Below are 20,189 nucleotides of genomic sequence, written 5' to 3'. Positions count from 1 at the left end.
CCCGCGCGCCTTGAACCTAGAAGAGCTATTAGCCATCACCATCTTTGATCGATAAAGTGAGTATTTGTGACTGTAAAGCCTGAAGGACGCAAGATGCTCCGCATTGAGAAGAAAAATGCGGAGTCGCCCATCGAACAAAAGCCGCGGTGGATCCGCAACCAGGTACGCACCGGACCGGGCTATGAGGACATGAAGTCCCGCGTGGCCGGCGCCTCCCTGCACACCGTCTGTCAAGAAGCCGGTTGTCCGAATATCCACGAATGCTGGGAATCCCGCGAGGCAACCTTCCTCATCGGCGGCGATAAGTGCACCCGTCGTTGCGACTTCTGCGATATTGCAACCGGCAAGCCGGAGCCGCTTGACCGCGACGAACCGCGCCGCGTGGCCAAAAACATCCAGGAAATGGACCTCAACTACACCACCATTACCGGTGTGACCCGCGATGACCTCCCAGATGAGGGCGCGTGGCTGTATGCGGAAATCGTGCGTAAGATCCACGAGCTCAACCCACACACCGGCGTAGAGAACCTCACCCCGGATTTCTCTGGCAAGCCGGATCTGCTCGAAGAGGTCTTCGAGGCACAACCGGAGGTATTCGCTCACAACCTGGAGACCGTGCCGCGCATCTTCAAACGCATCCGCCCGGCCTTCCGCTACGAGCGCTCCCTCGATGTCATCCGCCAAGCCCACGACTACGGCCTTATTACCAAGTCCAACCTGATTTTGGGCATGGGCGAGACCGAGGACGAGGTCGAAGAAGCATTGCGCGACCTGCGCGAGGCTGGCTGTGACATCATCACCATCACCCAGTACCTGCGCCCCGGCCCGCGCTTCCACCCCATCGAGCGCTGGGTGCGCCCGGAGGAATTCGTGGCCCACTCCAAGCTGGCCAAGGAGCTGGGCTTCGGCGGCGTCATGTCCGGCCCGCTGGTTCGCTCCTCCTACCGCGCCGGCCGCCTGTACGTGCAGGCCATGGAAAAGCGCGGCCTGGAATTGCCGGAGAATCTCAAGCACCTGAAGGAGACCTCCCAGGGTGCTACCGCCCAGGAGGCATCCACTTTGCTGGATAAGTACGGTCCTTCGGAAGAAACCCCGGTGACCACCCGCATGGCCAAAACTCCGGCCAATGCTAATTCGGTCGCGGCAACCGTGCGCTAAACCCTCGGAGTTTTCTTACTCGGCCCTCGCCATCTGCGGGGCCGTTTAACATTTTTGTCACCTGACCTTTAAAGTAGGAACCATGGCGAAAGATGACAAAGCAGCCCTGAAAGCTGCCAAGAAGCAAGAACGCGCGGCCAAGCGCCAAAAGCGTAAGCAAACCTGGTCACAGTTGTGGCAGGCATTCAATTTGCAGCGCAAGCAGGATAAGGCGCTCATTCCTATCATGCTGGCCGCCTTCCTCGGCGTCGGCCTATTGTTCTTCCTCATTGGCACGCTCTTTAATGGCCAGTGGTTCATGCTGATTATCGGCTTGGGATTGGGCGCGCTTTTGGCGATGTTCCTGTTTACCCGCCGCCTAGAACGCGATATGTACAAGCGCGTCGAAGACCAGCCCGGCGCCGCCGGTTGGGCCTTGGAGCAGCAGCTGCGCAATACCGTCGGCATCGTGTGGTCCGTAAAGTCCGGCATCGCCGCCACCCGCCAGCAGGATCTTATTCACAGGGTCATCGGCAATGCGGGCGTCATCTTCGTGTGCGAAGGCAATAAGAACCGCCTTCGCCCCACCCTGAACCAGCTGAAAAAGCGCGTGGACAAGATTGCCGGTGGCGTGCCGGTCTATGAGGTCTACGTCGGCAACGGCGAGGACGAGGTGCCGGTTTCCAAGCTGCGCAACCACCTCATGAAGCTGCCGCGCAACTACAATAAGAACGCCACCTACGACAATATCCGCCGCATTGAGGCCATGGACTCCATGCCGGGAACGATGCCGGGTATGCCCAAGGGCCCAATGCCGCAGCAGGCACAGAACATGTCGGGCATGAACCGCCGCATGCGCCGCGCGCAACAGCGCAAGGGAAAGAGCTAAATACTGCTTTAGCCACTCGCCCCGGCTAGGCTTTCGGCTCTCGCCTTGCTCTAAAGCACAAACGGTCCCTGCAACCACCCGATTGGGAAAGGTTGCAGGGACCGTCGTAGTTTTACGGTGCGCGGGACTTATCCCCGCGCGCCGCTAAGAGTTAATGACGATGGTGCCGGTTGCTCGGTCGTGCATGCCGCGGCCGTCCGCGTCCACCATGGCGGCGGGGAAGATTACACCGGTAAGCAGCGTGCGCACTGCCGCGCGCCAGAAACCCACCTGCGCGCCCGGCACATCCAGGCGGGCCACGCCCATGCCGAGGATGAGCATGCCCGGGGTGCGTGCAAATAGCCAGCCACATACGATGCCCATTAATGCCCAGAGGGCGTAGCCCAAGAAGGATACGCCGCCGAGCTGCGTGGTGAACATGAGGATGAGATTGGCCAGCAGCATGCAGATGATCCAGTCAATGGCTACGGCGCCTGCGCGGCGGCCGACCGACGCCATGGACCCAGGTCCGGATTCCGGCAAGCCCAAGTGTTCACCGGGCCACCGGCCGGGGGTTCCTGCATCGTCATATTCGCCTGGAATATTGGGCCCATCGAGCCACGTGCGCTTGTCTGCCATGCTGACCAATTTAGTTGCCCCTCTCCCAGAAGTGAAACGAGGCCAATGACCATGCCGGGTGGATAAAACTAGTAGGCTATAGGCAGATAATTCATCGGCCAACAAACAGGAGGCAATCTTGTCTTTCGAGACAGTGCAGGACATCGTCCAATTTATTCAGGATGAGGACGTAAAGTTCGTGGATGTCCGCTTTACGGACGTCCCCGGCACCGAGCACCACTTTTCCATCCCTGCCAGCGAATTTACTGAAGAAGAAGCAGAAAATGGTTTGGCCTTTGATGGTTCTTCCATTCGTGGTTTTACCACCATCGAAGAATCCGATATGACGCTGCTGCCGGATCCGGCCACAGCGCATATCGATCCCTTCCGTTCGGCGAAGACCCTGAATATAAAGTTCTTCGTCCACGATCCCTTTACCTTTGAGCCTTTTACCCGTGACTCGCGCAATATTGCCCGCAAGGCCGAGGAATACTTGCAGTCCACCGGCATCGCCGATACCTGTAACTTTGGCGCCGAGGCCGAGTTCTACCTCTTCGATTCCGTGCGCTATGGCACCGATATGCAGCACGGCTTCTTTGAGGTGGACTCCGATGAAGGCTGGTGGAACCGCGATAACGAGACCAACTTGGACGGCACTCCCAATACCGGTTACAAGACCCGCGTGAAGGGCGGCTACTTCCCTACCCCGCCGTACGATAAGCACAGCGAGGTCCGCGATGACATCGTGGCCAACCTGCAAGAGGTCGGCTTCCAGATCGAGCGCTTCCACCACGAGGTGGGCGCGGCCCAAAACGAGATCAACTACCGCTTCAACTCCCTGCTGCACGCCGGCGATGACATCCAGACCTTCAAATACGTGGTCAAGCGCACCGCCCAGGAGTGGGGCAAGGCCGCGACCTTCATGCCAAAGCCACTGGCTGGCGATAATGGTTCCGGCATGCACGCCCACATGTCCCTGTGGAAGGACGGCGAGCCCCTTTTCCACGATGAGGCTGGTTACGCAGGGCTTTCCGATATCGCCCGCTACTTCATCGGCGGCATCCTGCACCACGCAGGCGCCGTGCTCGCCTTTACCAACCCAACGCTGAACTCCTACCACCGCCTGGTTCCGGGCTTCGAGGCGCCGATCAACCTGGTGTACTCCCAGCGCAACCGTTCGGCTGCGATCCGCATTCCAATTACCGGTTCCAACCCAAAGGCTAAGCGCATCGAGTTCCGCGCACCGGACCCATCCAGCAACCCATACCTGGCCTTTGCTGCCATGATGATGGCCGGTGTGGATGGTGTGAAGAACCGCATCGAGCCGCACGCCCCGGTGGATAAGGACCTCTATGAGCTGCCGCCGGCAGAGGCTGAATCCATCCCGCAGGCACCGACCTCCCTGGAGGCTTCCTTGGAGGCGCTGAAGGAAGACATGGACTTCCTGACCGAGGGCGATGTCTTTACCGAGGATCTCCTCGAGACCTACATCAACTACAAGTACGAAAACGAGATCAACCCCGCGCGCCTGCGTCCCACCCCGCAGGAGTTCGAGCTCTACTTTGACTGCTAAGGCGTCGCTAGTTCTCAGCTAGTTTCTCCTACAAGGCAGCCACCTAAACAATGCTTAGGTGGCTGCTTTCTTTTTGCTTGCATCGGCACAGGTAAGCGTGCCCGAGAGTTTCGTCATACCCGCCGCCCACTTTGACAGTGGCCGCTCCCCAGCGCGCACATGAGGGTTTTTACTAGGCAAAAAGTGGCGCAGTCTAAGTAAGAAGCTCTGGATGAAACTAGAATCTGGGTAGTGACTGATAAATTCCGCCACCTTCCCCCGCCTGGTCCGGCTTGGGCCGGCAGCCTTATGGGTACTTCCATTGTCTCGCGCATGTTGGTTGAAGAAGACATGTTTGTTGCCGCTGGTGTATTTGCTGCACTTGCGTGCGCTATCTTCGTTGTTTTGACCGCCGGTTACACCCGCTACCGCAGTCCTCGGTTTGAGCGGACCACCATGGCGGAGTGGTCTATGTTTTTCATCGGCGTCCTCGCGCTTGGGGCGGCATTATCCGGTTTGACGGGCATTGGAATATTCCGCCTCGTCGGCTTTTGGGTGGGTGGTCCCGTCACCGTCATCACGTGGGGAATTCAGCTCACTCGCTTCGATGGAGAGCCGCGCTTTACCTGGGGTCTCCCTTTGGTTGGGCCGATGATTTCGGCATCGGTGGCTGAGTGGCTTGCCCTTGATTACGGGAAGACCTACCACATCATGGGCACCGTGCTCTTCGCTATGTCTTTGCTGACGGCAGTCCCGGTATTTGCCTACGTCTACTGGGCAGCCTGGCACGGCAAGGTGGATTTTAGTGGTGGAAAATCCGCCACCGCCTGGGTGCCACTGGGCGTGGTTGGGCAATCTACCACCGCAATGCAGATCCTCTACCCCGGCAGTGTCTCCGTGTACTACGGGCTTATTGCCCTAGCTATTGCCATCCCGCTATCGCTTTATGCGATGGTGACTTTTTATCCGCAAGCAGCCCGCTGGGTCCCCTATTCCCCTGCGTGGTGGGCGTGCACCTTCCCGCCTGGCACCGTGAGCATGGGCGGGCATCAAACGGCATTGGTCAATGGCTCGGAGTGGCTTGACGTTGTCGCGCTGAGCATTCCCTTGCTCCTTATTGCGCACTGGTGCCTGTGCTCAGCGCGGTTCTTAGGCTGGCTCTGGGAAGGCCGCACGCGCAAAGAACTGTCTCACTAAGGGATGTCCTTACCTCGTCTATCATCGGGCCATGAGCTCTTCGCCTATTACCTTCATCGCCTGGGATGCTGCGGACCTTGCTGGAGTGCGGGAGGTGCTCGCCGGCTTGCGGCGCGACGGGGTCTTCTTGTACCGAGCAGGCCTAACGCTTGAAACCTCCTGGCTTGGCGATGCCGCCCAGGATTTCTATGGCACCACCTGGGAATGGGGTCCAAAAGATAGCGAGCTATTTTTTGAGCTGGCGCGCCGCGGCAAGCTGCTGATGACGATCGATGCCACGGTCATATGCTGCGGATCCGATAAAGACGCGGCGGAGGCTCAGGAGTGTATCGCCCAAGAGTTGGTTGTAGCGAGCAGCGCCGAGGAGCTACGACACCTGCTTATTGACACGCAGGAGACGCGCTAGAGCCCGGGCTGCTCGCTGCGCTTCATCCAGCCCATGCGGGGAGAAAAGCCTTGCGGGTGCTTGAGATGCGCCACGGCATCCGCGATCATCAGGCGATGGCGGCGCGACAAGCTATCCGGAAGGTGGGCCACCGAGAACCACTGCGCTTCAGTATTTTCTTCATCGCTGATGACGGGCTCAGCACCGTCGGCAACAGACAGGCGCAGCGCAGTTCCCATGAACATGCATTCATCGCCATTGGGATAGGTCACTGGGCCGGATTGGCCAACGCCGAGGAGCGCTTCCACCTTGGCATCGAGGCCTACCTCTTCCTTGACCTCGCGCAAGGCGGTGGTCGTAATCTCCTCGCCAGGCTCACAAATCCCTTCCACAGGAGTCCACACGGCATTATCGGCGCGCTTTACCAGCAGTACGGATGGCACCTCCCACAGCGCCGCACCGGTTGGTACATCGCGGAGAATGATGGCACTGCACTCGGGGACGAAGATCTGATCGTGGCCGATGGATTCGCGCAGCTTCACAATATAATCAGGCGTTGGCATACTACCTAGCGTAGCCAATCTTGCCCGATGCTATGCCACGGGGCCGAGGACCCTCAGCGCCAGTGCTTGGATATCCGGTGCGGTGGTAAAGGCCACGTCAATGGTTTGTTGCGTGTCTTCACAGCTATGCCCCTCGTCCAAGGGCTCGGTAATTCCAGAGACCAGCCCCACGATGGTCTGCCGGCCATCGACATCGCCGTAGACAGGCCCGCCGGAATCCCCGACGGCGCTGCACACCTCCGCCAAGGCGGCGTTGGAATCGTGTTCTAGGCCCTGATAGTTCAGCTGTGTGGAATCCACCGAGTTTTTCAGGTTCCCACAGGTCACAATGGTGGAACTGCCTAGCTTGCACACCGCATCCGGCAATTTGTCTAGCTGCGTCGCCACGGTGGTGGCTACCTCGCCTGGGGTGAAGTAGTCCGCGTCGCGGTACAGCTCGATGAAGGCAACGTCCAAGTGATTGGTCTCCTCGGCAAAGAAGTCCGAATAGATCACCTCGCCTACTGGATCGGCTGGGTAGGCAAAGTCACCCTCTTGGGTTCCGGCCCAGACCTTATCGCCAGGTTTGCCGCAATGGGAGGCTGTCACGGCGATGGTGCGGCCATCGGCAAGCGCGAAAGACCACGCCGCGGTGCAGGACTGGAAGTTAAAGTACTCGCCCGGCTGCGGGTCACTCGTGGTTAAATTCAGCGCGGCGCCTGGAGGTACCGGCACCACCGCGGGCTCATAAAATTCATTCGGCGGTGCCGGCGGTGGTGTGTCTGTGGATTGCGCAACCACTTCATCCGGCTGCTGGGCAGCATCGGTGCTACACGATGCCACCGCGAACAGCCCTGCTGCTGCCAGCAGGCTACTGGCTATCCGTACCCGCGTCACCTGCAGAGTCCTTGTCCTGTTCTTCCTTATCCGCCTCTGCTTGTGCTTTTAAATCGCGGATGAATTTTTCCGGATCGAATTCGGTATAGTGCTCCGGTCCAGCGAAGTTTTCTAATGCCATGTGGTGGCTACACCTCCGTGTTCTTGATGCTCGAGGTAATAAAGTCCTTGACCGCTGCAGCATCGTTGGGCAGATCCGCCACGTGGCGCTCCGCGCTCAGGATGTCAGCAAAACGCTCGGGTGGCTGCGGTGCGCTCCCGATGGCCTCGGTGATGGTTTCGCTGAATTTTACCGGCAGTGCCGTCTCTAAGCAGACGATGGGCGTCGTCACGCCCTCTTTTTGGGCCGCACGCGCGACCTTGATGCCATCGGCCGTGTGCGGATCCGCCAGGTAACCATAGCGTTCGTTCACGTCCTTGATGGTGACAAGGCGGTCATCATGGGTGGAGGAACCGGACAAGAAACCGTAGTCTTCACGCGCGGCCGTAATGAGGTCTTCTTCAAGGTTAAACCCGCCTTCTTTGACCTTAGTGCCAAAGAGATCCGCAACGCGGGCAGCATCGCGGCCTAAAAGATCGAAGGCAAAGCGCTCGAAATTGGAGGCGCGGGAAATATCCATCGACGGCGATGAGGTGGCCATGGTTTCCGCGGCTGGGCGCGGGCGGTAGTTTCCGGTGCGGAAGAACTCATCCAAAACGTCATTCTCATTCGTCGCCACGATGAGGCGATCGATGGGAAGGCCCATGCTGCGAGCGATATGCCCGGCGCAAATATCGCCGAAGTTACCGGTAGGAACGCTAAAGGAAACCTTTTGCTCGTTATTATCGGTGACCTTGATCCAGCAGGAAATATAGTAAACCACCTGGGCCAATAGGCGGGCCCAGTTAATGGAGTTGACCGCACCGATGCGGTAGTTGGCCTTAAACTCCGCATCACTGGAGACGGCCTTTACCACGTCCTGGCAATCATCAAAGACACCGTCGAGGGCGATATTGAAGATATTCGGATCATCCAAGCCAAACATTTGCGCCTGTTGGAAGGCGGTCATGCGCCCGGCTGGGGTCAACATGAAAACGCGGATGCCGTCGCGACCACGCATGGCGTATTCGGCGGAAGAGCCGGTATCGCCAGAGGTAGCGCCCAAAATATTCAGCGTCTCCCCGCGGCGGGCAAGCTCGTATTCAAAAAGCTCGCCCAAAAGCTGCATGGCCATGTCTTTAAATGCAGCGGTGGGCCCCTCAGAAAGGTGACCGATAAAGAGGTCATCTCCTAGTTCAGTGACGGGGACGATCTCAGGGGAGGCAAACTTCGGGCTGGTATATGCCCGGGCGGTGATTTTATCCAGATCTTCCTCTGGAATATCATCGATGAACAGCTTGATGACCTCGGCCGCAAGGGCGGCATAGCCGTCGGTTTTAGCCACTTCACGCCACGCATCCAGCGTGGCGGAGTCCAGTTGCGGGTAGGTTTCAGGCAGGTATAGGCCACCATCGTGCGCGAGCCCTCCTAAGAGGATATCCGTAAAGGATGCGGGCTGGCCGGTGGTATCACGGGTCGAAATATACTTCACAAGATGAATCCTAGTAGTTAACGTGTAAGGTATCAGCCATGTCGCAGCCAAATCCAAGAGAAGTTATCACAACCCAGGCGTTAATGATTTGGGTGGCGGCCATGGCGGTCTACCTCGTAGCCATTACCGGGCGGTCTTCCTTCGGCGTAGCCGGACTCGATGCTATCGAGCGCTTCGACGTCGATGCTGGGCGCATCGCGGTATTTACCTCCGTGCAATTGGGTGTCTATGCCATCGCGCAAATCCCCACCGGCATGCTGATCGATAAATTTGGCCCCCGCATCCTGCTCGTGGTGGGCGCGGTCATTATGGGCGTAGGCCAGGTCATGCTCGGCTTTACCAGCAATTACGGGGTAGCCATCTTCGCGCGCGTGCTCATCGGCGCCGGCGATGCCACGGGCTTCCTGTCGGTAATGCGCATCCTACCCTACTGGTTCCCTCTACACCGCACGCCGATGTTTACCCAGGTGACCTCCTCGATTGGCCAGATGGGCCAATTCATTTCCGCCGTCCCCTTCCTCTGGTTGCTCGGAACGGCGGGATGGACGGCAGCATTCGTAACCTTGGGTGCAGTAGGCATCCTCGTCGCCATTGCCGCCGCCGTCGCGGTCGCTGACTCCCCAGAGAAGCTCGGGGTTATTCCGCTGGAGAAGGAACCACCCAATTCCCAGGGCAGCAGCATCGGCGCGCGCTTGAAGGCGGTCTTTACCTCGCCCATCGCCTGGCAGGCATACTTTATTCACTACAGCGGGATGTTGCCGCTGATTGTCTTTGTCATGCTGTGGGGCATGCCCATGATGACCCAAGGCATGGAACTATCCAAGGGCAAGGCCAGCCTCGTGCTGACCCTCTTGGCGGTATTTTTGGTTCTGGTCGGACCCTTGCACGGCCGGATTTCCTCCCGTGCGCAGAATATCCGCCCGTGGGTCGCGCTCGGGTTCGTCAGCCTGCACGTGCTGACCTGGGTACTATTCTTCGCCTTCGGCACCGGCGGGGGTTTGGCAGCCATCACTGCGGTCTCCTTTATCTTGGCGCTGTGCACGCCGACGGCGAATTATGGCTTCGACATCATCCGCGAGAACATGGACCGCTCTGTCGTCGCTACCGCAACCGGCTTAGGCAATATGGGCGGGTTTACCTCCGGCATGTTGGGTGCGCAATTATTCGGCATGGTCTTGGATCACTCTGCCGATGCCCCCAAGTACTCCATGCCCGATTTCACTTCCGCAGCCCTCGCCGTTCTAGCCGTATGGCTGTGCGGCATGGCCGGCGTCGTCATCACCCACATCCTGCGCCGGCGCGGTGGCTATGCGGGGCCTTCGGTGCGGATCGTGGAAGTTACCTAGCGGCTTTATTGAGGCCTTTCGGCCTCATCTGTTGCTATCTCCGTCGCGCCAGTCTCCTCTGCCTCTGGGTCCAAGATAAATTTGATAGTTCCTTCTGGATACGCGAGGAACTCCCTGGTGGCAGCCACAGCTTCGGCCTCATCAAAGGAAATGCGCTGGAAGCCGGTATCATTTAATTCCACGATATCGGCATTGGGGCAGCCCAGTAATATCGGTGAATGCGTAGCGATAAATACCTGCGCGCCGCGGTCAACGGCTTGGGCGATTTCAGCGATCAGCGCCAATTGCCGGACTACGGATAAGCCCGATTCTGGCTCGTCCAAGATATATACTCCCGCGCCATCGACGCGCTCATAGAGCACATCGAAGACGGATTCGCCGTGCGAGCGGGCCTGCACATCCACCTGGGTAGGCAGGGTGGAACGCCCGCCGGATTCCTCCGGGGATTGCTCGCGCGTCAGGAGGTATTCGTGGGTTTCTGCGCGCAGGAAGTATGCCCGCTGAATAAGCCCCGTGCGCTCGCAGGCCACCGGGCTTAACGGCACGATTGCTTCCGGATCCCCCATTCGGCCACCCTTGGGAGAGCACCCAAGATCTGTTGCCATGGCGGCCAATAGGCTGGATTTTCCTATACCGTTATCACCGACGAAAATCGTCACCGGGCGGGTAAAGGAAAAACGCCTTAAATCTGCCAGGTAATCGAAGACTGGCAGGCTGCGGCGATAATCCCGCGGCATGGATTTCAGGCGGACGGCATCAACCAACATGCTTGGTACTTTAGCAGCAGCGGCGGTGCTTGGACGGGGTCTTCACGTTATCGCCGCGCTATTGCGGTTGCTAGCTCGAATGCGGACTTGAGGTGCAGGATTAACGGATCCCCGGTTGCTGCTTGGGCAATGGTCTCTGCTGGAACCGCATTTACCGCAAAGGCAATACCTAATCCCCCGCTAATAGGAAAGACTATGGCTGCGGCCACCGCCGCGGTTGTAGATAACTTATTGTTGATTGTCATCGTCTCCTCCAGTCCCTCGGTAACGCACACCTTTATTCGTTACCGTTTCGTTATGGGATAACTCTAGGGAGACGAGCTGTTAAGGCCATGCCGTCAGTCTGCCGGTTTCCTGAAACTTCTTAGGGACCATTCGCAGGCATTCCAGTGCCCATGGCACTGGCCTAATTCGCTGGGGCGCTTTCGGCTACGATGCCATCGCTGGCTGGGATGACAATGCCTTTTTCAAAGGCGCCGATGATGGCCTTTTCATCTTCTTCATCCAGCTCGCCAGAGGCCACGGCGCTCTTTAACTCGCGCTCTAGATACTGCCGGACATCTGACTTTCCGGATTTATTCTGGGTAATATCGCGCGGCACCGATTCCAGGGGAATCCCCAACGCCTTTGCCAGCGACATCACGCGATTGGCCTCTGAAGACGCATCGCTTCCTACCGCACCATTCACCTGGGCGGGCGCTTCTTCTTGCACCACTCCCCCGGCTACGGCATCTCCCACGGTCATCGTCCCTTTAGGCGGGTGATGGCGACTGGTTGCCCACGTGCCAACGACGACGGCGATAATCGCCGCCACGGCGATACAGCCCCAGAGGTAGATAAGCTTCCTGCGGTGGGCTCCCGAAGATTTAGCCATGGTAATCCGAGTTTCCTCCGAAGAAGCCATAACCATTGCCGCGCGAGGAATTACCATTGCCGCGTTCATTCAAAATATCAATGAGCGAGCGGATCGTGGCCTCCCCAATGCGGTCGCCGCGCCCGCGCGAGCGGGAGTCCGCACCGCCCTCGCGGCCAAGGTCGTCTTGGTGATGCGGCGCGTCGAGACTCTGCCCGCCGCGGGATGCGCCTGTTTGTGGGGCCGAGACCTCAATGGTCAAGGTGGTGCCATCTAATTCTAGGGCGTCATCATCACGGACTCCTGCCGCGCGAGCGGCAGAAAGCAATGCGGCCAATTCTCCAACCGTGGCGGAGTCCACATCGAGCTGCAGCTGAAATGACATAACCAAAGATCCTTTCTCTAACTTATTCCTACTCTAGGGCGCGATACTTCAAAAGTTAAGGGAATTAGCGCTGTATAGACCAAGTTATGCGGCAACTTTAAGAATGCTCGAAGGATTCCTCCTCTCCCCAAAAGACTTCATCGACCACCTTGCGTGCGTGCCGGGTCAGTTTCAGGTAGGTATCTAGGAAATCCTGGTTATCCTCCGGCGTCCAGCCGGCCGCGCCGGCTACTTGAGCCAATTGCTGGCCCGGCCCAGGCAATTGATCCACACGCTTGCCGCGCACCAGCACCAACGCGTTGCGGGCATCCGTTGCCATCAACCACGCATCCCGCAGGTCACTAGTTTGATCGGCGCTTAAGATACCGCTTTCTTCCAGCGCCTCCAGCACCGGTAAGGTTCCTGGTTGCCGCAGCTCGGGATATTCGTGCCCGTGCATCATAATCAGCAGCTGCACCGTCCACTCAATATCGGTCAGGGCCCCGCGCCCCAGCTTCGTGTGGGTGGTGCGGTCGGCCCCACGCGGCAGGCGCTCATTATCCACCCGAGCCTTCATGCGCCGGATGGCGCGAATGGTGGACTGGCTTGCACCGCTATCCGGGTAACGGTATTCATCGATCATCTCCATAAAGCGCTGGCCCACTTCCTCGTCTCCGGCGATGAAGGCCGCGCGCAGCAGCGCCTGCATTTCCCAGGCCTCGCCCCACTCGCGGTAATAGCGCTTGTAGGAGGCAATGCTGCGCACCACAGCACCCGAACGCCCCTCTGGGCGCAGGCCCAAGTCAACGTCCAAAGGCGGATCCCCAGAGGGCTTGGCAAGTCGACGGCGCAGCTTATCGACGACCCCAATGGCCCACCGCATAGCCTCGCCTTCATCGTCTGCAGCCTCAGGCTCTGCCACAAAAAGAACATCTGCATCGGAGCCGAACCCAAGCTCACGGCCACCGAGCCGACCCATACCAATAACCGCAATGCGCGCCGGCGGTTCCGCATCCTCGTGGTCCATCCGCCAAGCCCGCACCTCAGCGCGCAGGGCGGCTTCCAAGACCGCGTTCCAGATGGTCGACAGTTCTTGGCACACCTGCTCAACAGGGATGATTCCTAGGAGATCGCCACTGGCAATGCGCGCCAGCTCCACCCTGCGTAGCGAGCGCGCGACCGCCACCGCCTTATCCGGGTGCGCATGGCGCTTGCTGGAATTAACCAGCGCCTTGGACACCTGCTCCGGCTTAGTTTCGAGCAACTTGGGGCCGGTCGCGCCATCGGAAAGCTGTTTTACCGAATCCGGGGCACTGATAATAAGGTCCGCGGTAAACGGCGAGGTTCCTAGAATATGCATCAAGCGCTGGCCGACGATCCCCTCATCCCGCAGGATGCGCAGGAACCACGACTTATCGCGGGCGGCCTCAGATAGCTTGCGGTAATTGAGCAACCCCATATCCGGATCCGCGGTGTCTGCTAGCCACTCCATCAAGGTCGGCAGCAAAATTGCTTGAATGCGTGCCTTGCGGGACGTACCGGATGCCAGGGAGGTCAGGTGCTCGAAGGCGCGCACCGGTGAGCTATAGCCCAATGCCGCCAGCTGCAGCTTTGCCGCCTCGGGCGAAAGTTTCAGCTCATCGGCGGACATGGTCACCACGGAATTAAGCAGCGGGCGATAAAACAGGCGCGAGTGCAACTCAGAAATGCGCATCCTGATGCGGCGCAAATGCGCCAACATGCCCTGCACCGCAGACTTTGTGCCCTGCGGGGAGAACCCCGAAATCACCGCGAGCCAGTTCAGGCCCGCTTCATCATCGTCTGCCGGCAGCGTGTGCGTGCGGCGGAAGCGCTCCAATTGCAGGCGGTGTTCTAAAAGGCGCAAGAATTCATAGGCCTCAATGAGCTGCGTGCCATCTTCGCGGCCCACGTAACCTGCGGAGATAAGCGCGTCGAGGGCATCCACTGTCGAAAGCGCACGCAGGGATTCATCGGAGCGACCGTGCACCAATTGCAGCAATTGCACCGCGAATTCAATATCGCGCAGCCCGCCGACGCCCAACTTGAGCTCGCGATGTTTGAGCTCATCCGGCACATTATCTAATACGCGTCGGCGCATGGCTTGGACGTCTTCCACGAAGGAATCGCGCTGCGAAGCCGTCCAGACCATCGGCCGGATTTGCTCCAGGTAATCCTCCCCCAACGGCAGGTAGCCGGTCATCGCCCGCGCCTTGAGCAGCGCCTGGAATTCCCAGGTCTCTGCCCACCGGCGGTAGTAGGTCACGTGCGAATCCAGCGTGCGCACCAACGCCCCAGACTTACCCTCCGGCCGCAGGTTCGCATCGACATCAAAAAATGTCGTCGAGCCAATCCGGTTAAACTCCGCGGCTAGCCTGGTGGCCTTGGGCGTTGCCTCGCTGCCGACGAAGATGACGTCCACATCGGAAATGTAATTGAGTTCGCCGGCACCGCACTTGCCCATCGCCATGACGGCAAGCTGCGCATCGAGCGGATCATCGCCGTAGATCTTGCGTACCGCAACGGCAAGGGAGGCGGTAAGGGCGGCATCGGCAAGCGCAGTCGTCAGCGTGGTGACCTGTCGGAAGCTTACCTCCGGCTGCGGGCGGGATTGCCCCTTGCGGGAGTGGAAGGTACCCGCCACATCGTGCGCGGCAAGCCGCATCATCAGCGTGCGGTACTGGGTCCGCATCTCCTTTTTATGCTCACCTTCGCTCGCGCGGTATGTACCCGGCGCGCTGAGATCCTCCCTCGCGGGATCGGGAGCATCGAGCTCTGCCGCAAACGTTGCCGGCTGCGCGCCGACCGTTTCAAGCAGGCTGGTGAGCATCTCTTCTGGCTCCGGCAGGGGCTTTTTCAGCTCTTCCCACAGCTCCGGGTGGGCAGCGAGGTGATCCCCAAACGCCGTCGACGCACCCAAGAGCGCAAGAAGGCGCACCCTCACTTGCTCATTGCTGCGGATTTCCGCATCGAGCTCCGGGGCCTGCTCGTAAATGCGCACGAGGTTATTAAGCGCTAAATCTGGATCACCGACCGCAGCCAGCGTCCATAAGATGTCAACGGACTCCGGGTTATTCCATCCCAGTTGTTCTAAGTCTTGTGCGGCATGGGACCGGCTAAGGCCCAGCGACGCCGGCGACGGCACCGTGGCAGGACGCATTATTCTCCTAGAAGTTCAGGTTGTTGCGCAGCTCGACTGTCGTAATTTGGCGCTGGTAATCGCGCCATTCTTCCCATTTGGCGCGCAAAAAGAACTCGAAGACGTGCTCGCCCAAGACCTCCGCCATAAATTCGGACTTTTCAAACTCGCGCAGAGCCTGATCCATGCTGGAGGGAAGATCCTTATACCCCATGGCGCGGCGTTCCCGGTGGGTGAGCTGGTGGACATCGTCTTCCGCAGGCTCGTCTAATTCGTAGCCTTCCCGGATGCCTCGCAGCCCAGCGGCGAGGATCACCGCATAGCCCAAGTATGGGTTCATAGAGGCATCGATGGACCGGATTTCCACCCGGCGCGATTCCTCCTTGGTCAGGCGGTACGTCGGCACGCGCACCAGGGCAGAACGGTTCTGCACGCCCCACGTAGCCGAACCCGGCGCTTCATTGCCAAACATCAGCCTCTTATAGGAGTTGGGCCACTGATTGATAATGGGGCTCATCTCCGTGGAGTGCTCCAAAATTCCGGCGATGAACTGCTTGGCGGTGTGTGAGAGCGAAAATTCATCATCCGGATCGTGGAAGGCATTGGACTGGCCTTCAAAAAGGCTAAAGTGCGTATGCATTCCGGAGCCCGGGAGATCCTCAAAAGGCTTGGGCATGAACGTAGCGCGCACATTTGAATCCGTGGCTACCTGCTTAATAACGCGCCGGAAGGTCATAATATTATCCGCCATGGTCAGCACATCGGCGTGGCGGAGATCGATTTCCTGCTGGCCCGGCGCGGTTTCGTGGTGGCTAAATTCGGTGGCGATGCCGAGCGATTCCAGCGCCAGCATGGCGCGGCGGCGAAATAGCGGCGCGGTATCGTGCGTCGCTTGGTCGAAATACCCGCCATTATCGGTGGGGACCAGGTCTGTCAGTTCCTTGCTGTGTTCCAGCAAATAGAACTCAATTTCTGGCGAAGCCATACAGGTAAATCCATCATTGGCCGCCTCGGTAACCTGGCGGCGCAGGATATGGCGCGGATCCACCACGGAAGGCTGGCCATCCGGCTGCGCAATATCGCAGAACATGCGCGCCGTTTGCAGGTCCGGCTCGTTGTCATCAAAGGGCAAAATTTGGAAGGTGGAGGGATCCGGCAGCGCAATGGTGTCCGATTCAGAGATGCGGGAAAACCCTTCTACCGAAGAGCCATCAAAGCCAATCCCCTCCTCAAAGGCGGATTCGAGTTCGGAGGGGCTCATCACTACGGATTTGAGGGCGCCCATGATATCCGTAAACCACAAGCGGATAAAGCGGATATCGCGTTCCTCAACGGTGCGTAAGACGAATTCGTGTTGGCTATTCATGCCCTAAACCTTACCGGCTCACCGCTAGGCAGTGTGCAGTTCATTAGTCAATTTCCACATGGTCAGATTCGCAGGTCGCCAGAGTATTCAGGGGGTAGCTAGCGGGGGTTAATGCAGCAGGTACGGCTTCGCGCACGTGATTTGCTAGTGGGGCAAGCGAACACCTGTACAAGCTTTCTAAAGGAAGAAACAAGTATGACCTCCCACGTTGATGAACTTTCTGCCAGCGTTATCGATGCCGTAGTGACCGCCGCCCAATACGGGTGGTCCCCTGACGATTTACGCCACATCCTTGGTTCTTATTCTTATCCCCTCATCTACCGCGCTAGCCCGCACGTACCTGCCCGCATCACCTCACCCGTGCTGCGCAAAGCGTGGTTGCAATTAGAAACCCCGCAAGAAAACTTCATTCCCCGCGATAAAATGCGCGCCATCATGAAAGAGCTGGTGCACCTGCCACGTTTGCGCGATACCGAACTTTTAGCAGGCGGCGAGTTGAGCCAGGCTGGTGACTCTAGCGATAAGCAGGACAAAATCCGCCACAAGGTCTTGGGGCTATTGCGCAAGGCAGAATCCACTTCCTTTGCAGAAGAGGCAGAGGTACTCATTTCCAAGGCACAGTCGCTGCAGCAGAAATACCGCATCGAAGATCTCTTAACCGTTGACCAACCGCGTCTCATTTCCCACCGCGTGCATGTTCACCCGCCATATATCAAACACCAGGTCACCTTGTTGGGCACCATCGCCAATGCCAATGGGTGCACCACCCTCCTCATCCACGAAAAGGGCCTTGCCTGCATCATCGGCGCGCCCGAAGACGCCGCGCACTGCGCCGACCTTTTCTCCTCCCTGAACCGCCAATGCGATTGGTACATGCGCAATAGTGAAGGGGCCGAGTTTGCAAGGGCGACACAGACCACCGCGGCCTATCGCCGCAGCTTCCGCCTTTCCTATGCCGCCCGTATTGGGGAACTGCTGCAGCTGGCCAATGAAGACGGCATCGAAGAAAAACTCGATGAATCTCCCTATTGCAGTCACCACGCAGAGCTCATCGCCACTCAGACGCTGCCTGCGCTCCAAGCGCGCACCGATCATGCCGCGGAAACCCGAAACCGCTTATTTCCCAACCTGACTACCTCCTCGCTATCCATGAATAGCTTGCACGGCATCACTGATGGCATCACGGCCGCGGAAAAGTCTCACTTGGGCGGGCCTGCCGCGGGCATCGATTCTTAATACCGGCGGCCCCCTCACCCCGCGGCTTCTTCTACCCGCTTTCAGCCCATGGTGCCGGCTGCGCATTTCTACCTGTGCGCACAGCAAACGCTGCGAAATTTTTCAGGCGGTCGCTGCGCGTCACGGGTAGGATCACAGGTGAAATTAATTGTTGTAAAAGCTTAAGGGTATGTGAATGTCAACACAGACTTTCCTGGAAGTAGAAGCGAAATTCGCCGTAGCAGAATCGACTCAACTGCCTGAACTCACTCGACTCGAATCCGTTGACCATATTGCAGAAACGCGCCACCACGCTCTATCCGCCATCTATTACGACACAGAAGATTTGCGCCTAACGCACGCCAAAATCACCTTGCGCCGCCGCACCGGCGGCAATGACGATGGCTGGCACATCAAGATCCCCAGCGAGGGTGGCCGGACCGAGATCCATGCCGAGCTGGGAGAACCGGTAGACGGCAAGTACGAGGTACCCCAAGAGCTGGTACGGCAGGTGCGTTCCATCGTTCGCCACAACGAGTTAAACCCCATCGCGCAGGTGGATAATAACCGCACCGAGATGCTGCTTGCGGATGAGCACAATAATCCTGTCGCGGAATTTTGCGATGACCACGTCACCGCCTTTTCCTTCCTGCCCGGCGGGCAGCAGCAATCCTGGCGCGAATGGGAAGTGGAGCTTGCCGGTGAGCTTCCAGGCACCGAAGCGGGAAGCCACTTCATTCGCCGCGCCACTTCCCTTCTCATCGGCGCTGGGGCTCGCGTTTCCTCCTCCCCGTCTAAGTTGAAGTCAGCCCTGGGAGATTCCTACAACAATGCTCCCCTACCGCCAGCACTCGTAACCCCGGATGTTGACGAGGATTCCCCGGCAGCCGCAGTTATTACAGCGCTGCAAGCCAACCGGGACAAGCTCATTGATTACGATCCGCGCGTTCGCCGCGATGAGTGGGACTCGGTGCACCAGATGCGCGTGGCCACCCGCGAGCTGCGCAGCCACCTGCAGACTTTTCACGGCATTGTCGTCGGCCCACAGATTGAGAAGATCGAAGCCGACCTCAAAGAACTCGCCGGCATTTTGGGCGTAGCCCGCGATGCAGAGGTCGTGGAAGAGCGCTGGCAAGAGCTCTTGGAGTCCGAGGACTCCGATACCTTGGATGCCGCCACCCGCGAACACATCTCCCGCGATATGGGAACGGCCTACCGGCGGGCGCACCGCAGGGTTATCGCCGCACTAAATTCTGAGGAATACCTCGAATTGCTCGAGTCCCTCGACCGCCTATTGGCAGATCCCCCTACTGCCGGTTCTCAATCCGCAGAAGATGCCGACGGTGATGACGATTCCGCTGCCGTGGACGCGACTGAGAAAGCGCCCGGAGATGCAACCGATAATTCAGCCGAAGAATCCGCGGAAACGCACCCCGCAGAGGAAGAATCGGCCGCTGAAAAGAAGACGGAAAAGTCGTCCAACACCGGCGATGCGGAGGCCGAGGACGTCGATGCCGTGATGGCACGCCACTTGGAAAAGGCCTACAAAAAGTTGGTCAAGCGCCATAAGAAGGCAGTAGACAACTGGGATAACGCGGAGCTTTCGCTGCACGAGCGCGAGGATTATTTCCACGATATGCGCAAGGCGGCCAAGAAACTGCGTTACGCAGCAGAGGCAGCCGGTTCCGCAACGAAGTTAAAGACCAAGCGTCTGTACAAGGCCTGCAAAAAGATGCAATCGGTCTTGGGGGATTTCCAAGACTCGGTTACCTCGCGGGATAAATTGCTCGAGCTATCCCAGAACGCGCACCGCCGCGGGGAAGATACCTTTGGTTACGGCCTGCTGTACCAGCGCGAACGCGCCATCGGCCTTTCTGCTTTGGATGATTACAACGAGTCTTTCAAGGACATCAAGGCCGCGTTTAAGCCGCTGCGCAAAAAGCTGAAGAAGTAGCGGGCCGTGGCACCAGTTGTGGCGCGTTAGGCTGCATTAATCGCTGTCAGGTGATGGTTGGGAATTAAACTAGTCCCAGCCATCATCTTCTTTATCTGCGGCATCGGCTGCCTTGGTGCGAGCGCGCGCGATTTCTATGGCGTGCTCGGCCTCTTCGCGGGTGTCGTAGGGGCCCATGCGGTTTTCCCAGCCGGATACTTTTCCTTTGCTGACTTCTTTGGTGGAGGGGTCGTAATACCATTTCTCATCTGCTGTGGTCGCCACGGTAGTCCCTTTCGTCTATATACTCTGGGCAGCACGTGTGCGCCGCCTGTTTGTGGTTGGTGCCCACACTACCCATGCACGAAAACACACGCCCGCTAGAATATGAGGGCAGTATTTCTTTTGATGCCTCCCCTGC

General features: G+C 58.6%; 20 protein-coding genes. 8 read left to right on the top strand and 12 right to left on the bottom strand.

Annotated elements, in window-relative coordinates; genetic code table 11:
- The first annotated feature begins 93 nt into the window (after window positions 1-93).
- Both lipA and ABRP64_RS06540 read left to right on the top strand, forming a co-directional pair.
- Complete coding sequence (gene lipA, locus ABRP64_RS06545; RefSeq protein ID WP_284782427.1) at window positions 94-1,158, top strand: lipoyl synthase; 1,065 nt, start codon at window positions 94-96, stop codon at window positions 1,156-1,158.
- A gap of 82 nt (window positions 1,159-1,240) precedes the next feature.
- A complete protein-coding gene (locus tag ABRP64_RS06540; RefSeq protein ID WP_349865895.1) occupies window positions 1,241-2,026 on the top strand; it encodes a DUF4191 domain-containing protein in 786 nt (261 codons plus the stop codon).
- Between the two features lie 144 nt (window positions 2,027-2,170).
- Here ABRP64_RS06540 and ABRP64_RS06535 read toward each other — a convergent pair whose 3' ends face one another.
- The gene (locus tag ABRP64_RS06535) at window positions 2,171-2,644 is read right to left on the bottom strand and encodes an RDD family protein (RefSeq protein WP_284782403.1); all 474 of its coding nucleotides are present in this window, start codon (window positions 2,642-2,644) and stop codon (window positions 2,171-2,173) included.
- 118 nt (window positions 2,645-2,762) lie between these two features.
- Here ABRP64_RS06535 and glnA point away from each other — a divergent pair, with 118 nt between their 5' ends.
- The 3 genes from glnA (at window position 2,763) to ABRP64_RS06520 (ending at window position 5,778) form a co-directional block, all read left to right on the top strand.
- A complete protein-coding gene (glnA, locus tag ABRP64_RS06530) occupies window positions 2,763-4,196 on the top strand; it encodes a type I glutamate--ammonia ligase (RefSeq protein WP_284769474.1) in 1,434 nt (477 codons plus the stop codon).
- 231 nt (window positions 4,197-4,427) lie between these two features.
- Window positions 4,428-5,372, top strand: coding sequence for an SLAC1 family transporter (locus ABRP64_RS06525; protein WP_284782399.1), 945 nt, complete (start codon window positions 4,428-4,430; stop codon window positions 5,370-5,372).
- Window positions 5,373-5,403: 31 nt separating this feature from the next.
- Window positions 5,404-5,778, top strand: a complete 375-nt coding sequence (locus tag ABRP64_RS06520) for a hypothetical protein (protein WP_349865893.1) — start codon at window positions 5,404-5,406, stop codon at window positions 5,776-5,778.
- Here the strand turns inward: ABRP64_RS06520 and ABRP64_RS06515 are convergent.
- Genes ABRP64_RS06515 through thrC form a run of 4 tightly spaced genes read right to left on the bottom strand, consistent with a single transcriptional unit; the run spans window position 5,775 to window position 8,767 of the window.
- Window positions 5,775-6,320 (bottom strand): NUDIX hydrolase, encoded by a 546-nt coding sequence (locus ABRP64_RS06515; RefSeq protein ID WP_284782395.1) that lies wholly within the window; start codon window positions 6,318-6,320, stop codon window positions 5,775-5,777. The two genes, ABRP64_RS06520 and ABRP64_RS06515, sit on opposite strands and share 4 nt — an antisense overlap.
- 30 nt (window positions 6,321-6,350) lie before the next feature.
- Entirely contained in the window at window positions 6,351-7,196 is an 846-nt protein-coding gene (locus ABRP64_RS06510; protein ID WP_284782394.1) for a trypsin-like serine protease, read from the bottom strand.
- The gene (locus ABRP64_RS06505) at window positions 7,171-7,317 is read right to left on the bottom strand and encodes a hypothetical protein (protein WP_005278279.1); all 147 of its coding nucleotides are present in this window, start codon (window positions 7,315-7,317) and stop codon (window positions 7,171-7,173) included. The genes ABRP64_RS06510 and ABRP64_RS06505 overlap by 26 nt, the downstream gene beginning before the upstream one ends.
- Before the next feature lie 7 nt (window positions 7,318-7,324).
- Window positions 7,325-8,767, bottom strand: coding sequence for a threonine synthase (gene thrC / locus ABRP64_RS06500; RefSeq protein WP_349865891.1), 1,443 nt, complete (start codon window positions 8,765-8,767; stop codon window positions 7,325-7,327).
- A gap of 38 nt (window positions 8,768-8,805) precedes the next feature.
- Here thrC and ABRP64_RS06495 point away from each other — a divergent pair, with 38 nt between their 5' ends.
- The gene (locus ABRP64_RS06495) at window positions 8,806-10,113 is read left to right on the top strand and encodes an MFS transporter (RefSeq protein ID WP_284769468.1); all 1,308 of its coding nucleotides are present in this window, start codon (window positions 8,806-8,808) and stop codon (window positions 10,111-10,113) included.
- Between the two features lie 5 nt (window positions 10,114-10,118).
- On the opposite strand, the gene ABRP64_RS06490 is transcribed toward ABRP64_RS06495, so the two are convergent.
- From ABRP64_RS06490 to ABRP64_RS06465, 6 genes are all read right to left on the bottom strand, one after another.
- A complete protein-coding gene (locus ABRP64_RS06490) occupies window positions 10,119-10,880 on the bottom strand; it encodes an AAA family ATPase (RefSeq protein WP_284782390.1) in 762 nt (253 codons plus the stop codon).
- Between the two features lie 47 nt (window positions 10,881-10,927).
- A complete protein-coding gene (locus ABRP64_RS06485) occupies window positions 10,928-11,125 on the bottom strand; it encodes a hypothetical protein (RefSeq protein ID WP_349865889.1) in 198 nt (65 codons plus the stop codon).
- Between the two features lie 161 nt (window positions 11,126-11,286).
- The gene (locus ABRP64_RS06480; RefSeq protein WP_284796354.1) at window positions 11,287-11,754 is read right to left on the bottom strand and encodes a hypothetical protein; all 468 of its coding nucleotides are present in this window, start codon (window positions 11,752-11,754) and stop codon (window positions 11,287-11,289) included.
- Window positions 11,747-12,118, bottom strand: coding sequence for a Cgl2226 family protein (locus tag ABRP64_RS06475; RefSeq protein ID WP_349865887.1), 372 nt, complete (start codon window positions 12,116-12,118; stop codon window positions 11,747-11,749). The genes ABRP64_RS06480 and ABRP64_RS06475 overlap by 8 nt, the downstream gene beginning before the upstream one ends.
- Window positions 12,119-12,215: 97 nt before the next feature.
- Entirely contained in the window at window positions 12,216-15,275 is a 3,060-nt protein-coding gene (locus ABRP64_RS06470; RefSeq protein ID WP_284782384.1) for a bifunctional [glutamine synthetase] adenylyltransferase/[glutamine synthetase]-adenylyl-L-tyrosine phosphorylase, read from the bottom strand.
- Between the two features lie 7 nt (window positions 15,276-15,282).
- Entirely contained in the window at window positions 15,283-16,620 is a 1,338-nt protein-coding gene (locus ABRP64_RS06465) for a glutamine synthetase family protein (protein ID WP_284769463.1), read from the bottom strand.
- A gap of 195 nt (window positions 16,621-16,815) precedes the next feature.
- Between ABRP64_RS06465 and ABRP64_RS06460 the strand changes: the two genes are divergently transcribed.
- Window positions 16,816-17,856 carry a DUF2786 domain-containing protein gene (locus ABRP64_RS06460; RefSeq protein ID WP_349865885.1) on the top strand — a complete coding sequence of 347 codons (1,041 nt, stop codon included), beginning with the start codon at window positions 16,816-16,818 and terminating at the stop codon, window positions 17,854-17,856.
- Window positions 17,857-18,031: 175 nt separating this feature from the next.
- Window positions 18,032-19,789, top strand: coding sequence for a CYTH and CHAD domain-containing protein (locus ABRP64_RS06455; RefSeq protein ID WP_284782382.1), 1,758 nt, complete (start codon window positions 18,032-18,034; stop codon window positions 19,787-19,789).
- Window positions 19,790-19,858: 69 nt separating this feature from the next.
- On the opposite strand, the gene ABRP64_RS06450 is transcribed toward ABRP64_RS06455, so the two are convergent.
- A complete protein-coding gene (locus tag ABRP64_RS06450) occupies window positions 19,859-20,053 on the bottom strand; it encodes a hypothetical protein (RefSeq protein ID WP_023023202.1) in 195 nt (64 codons plus the stop codon).
- Between the last annotated feature and the right edge of the window lie 136 nt (window positions 20,054-20,189).

It is taken from the genome of Corynebacterium sp. KPL4015 (assembly GCF_040225725.1).
In the GTDB taxonomy this organism is placed as follows: Bacteria; Actinomycetota; Actinomycetes; order Mycobacteriales; family Mycobacteriaceae; genus Corynebacterium; species Corynebacterium rhinophilum.
Note: the sequence above shows the minus strand (reverse complement) of the source record. Positions and strands in the feature narration are given on the sequence as shown.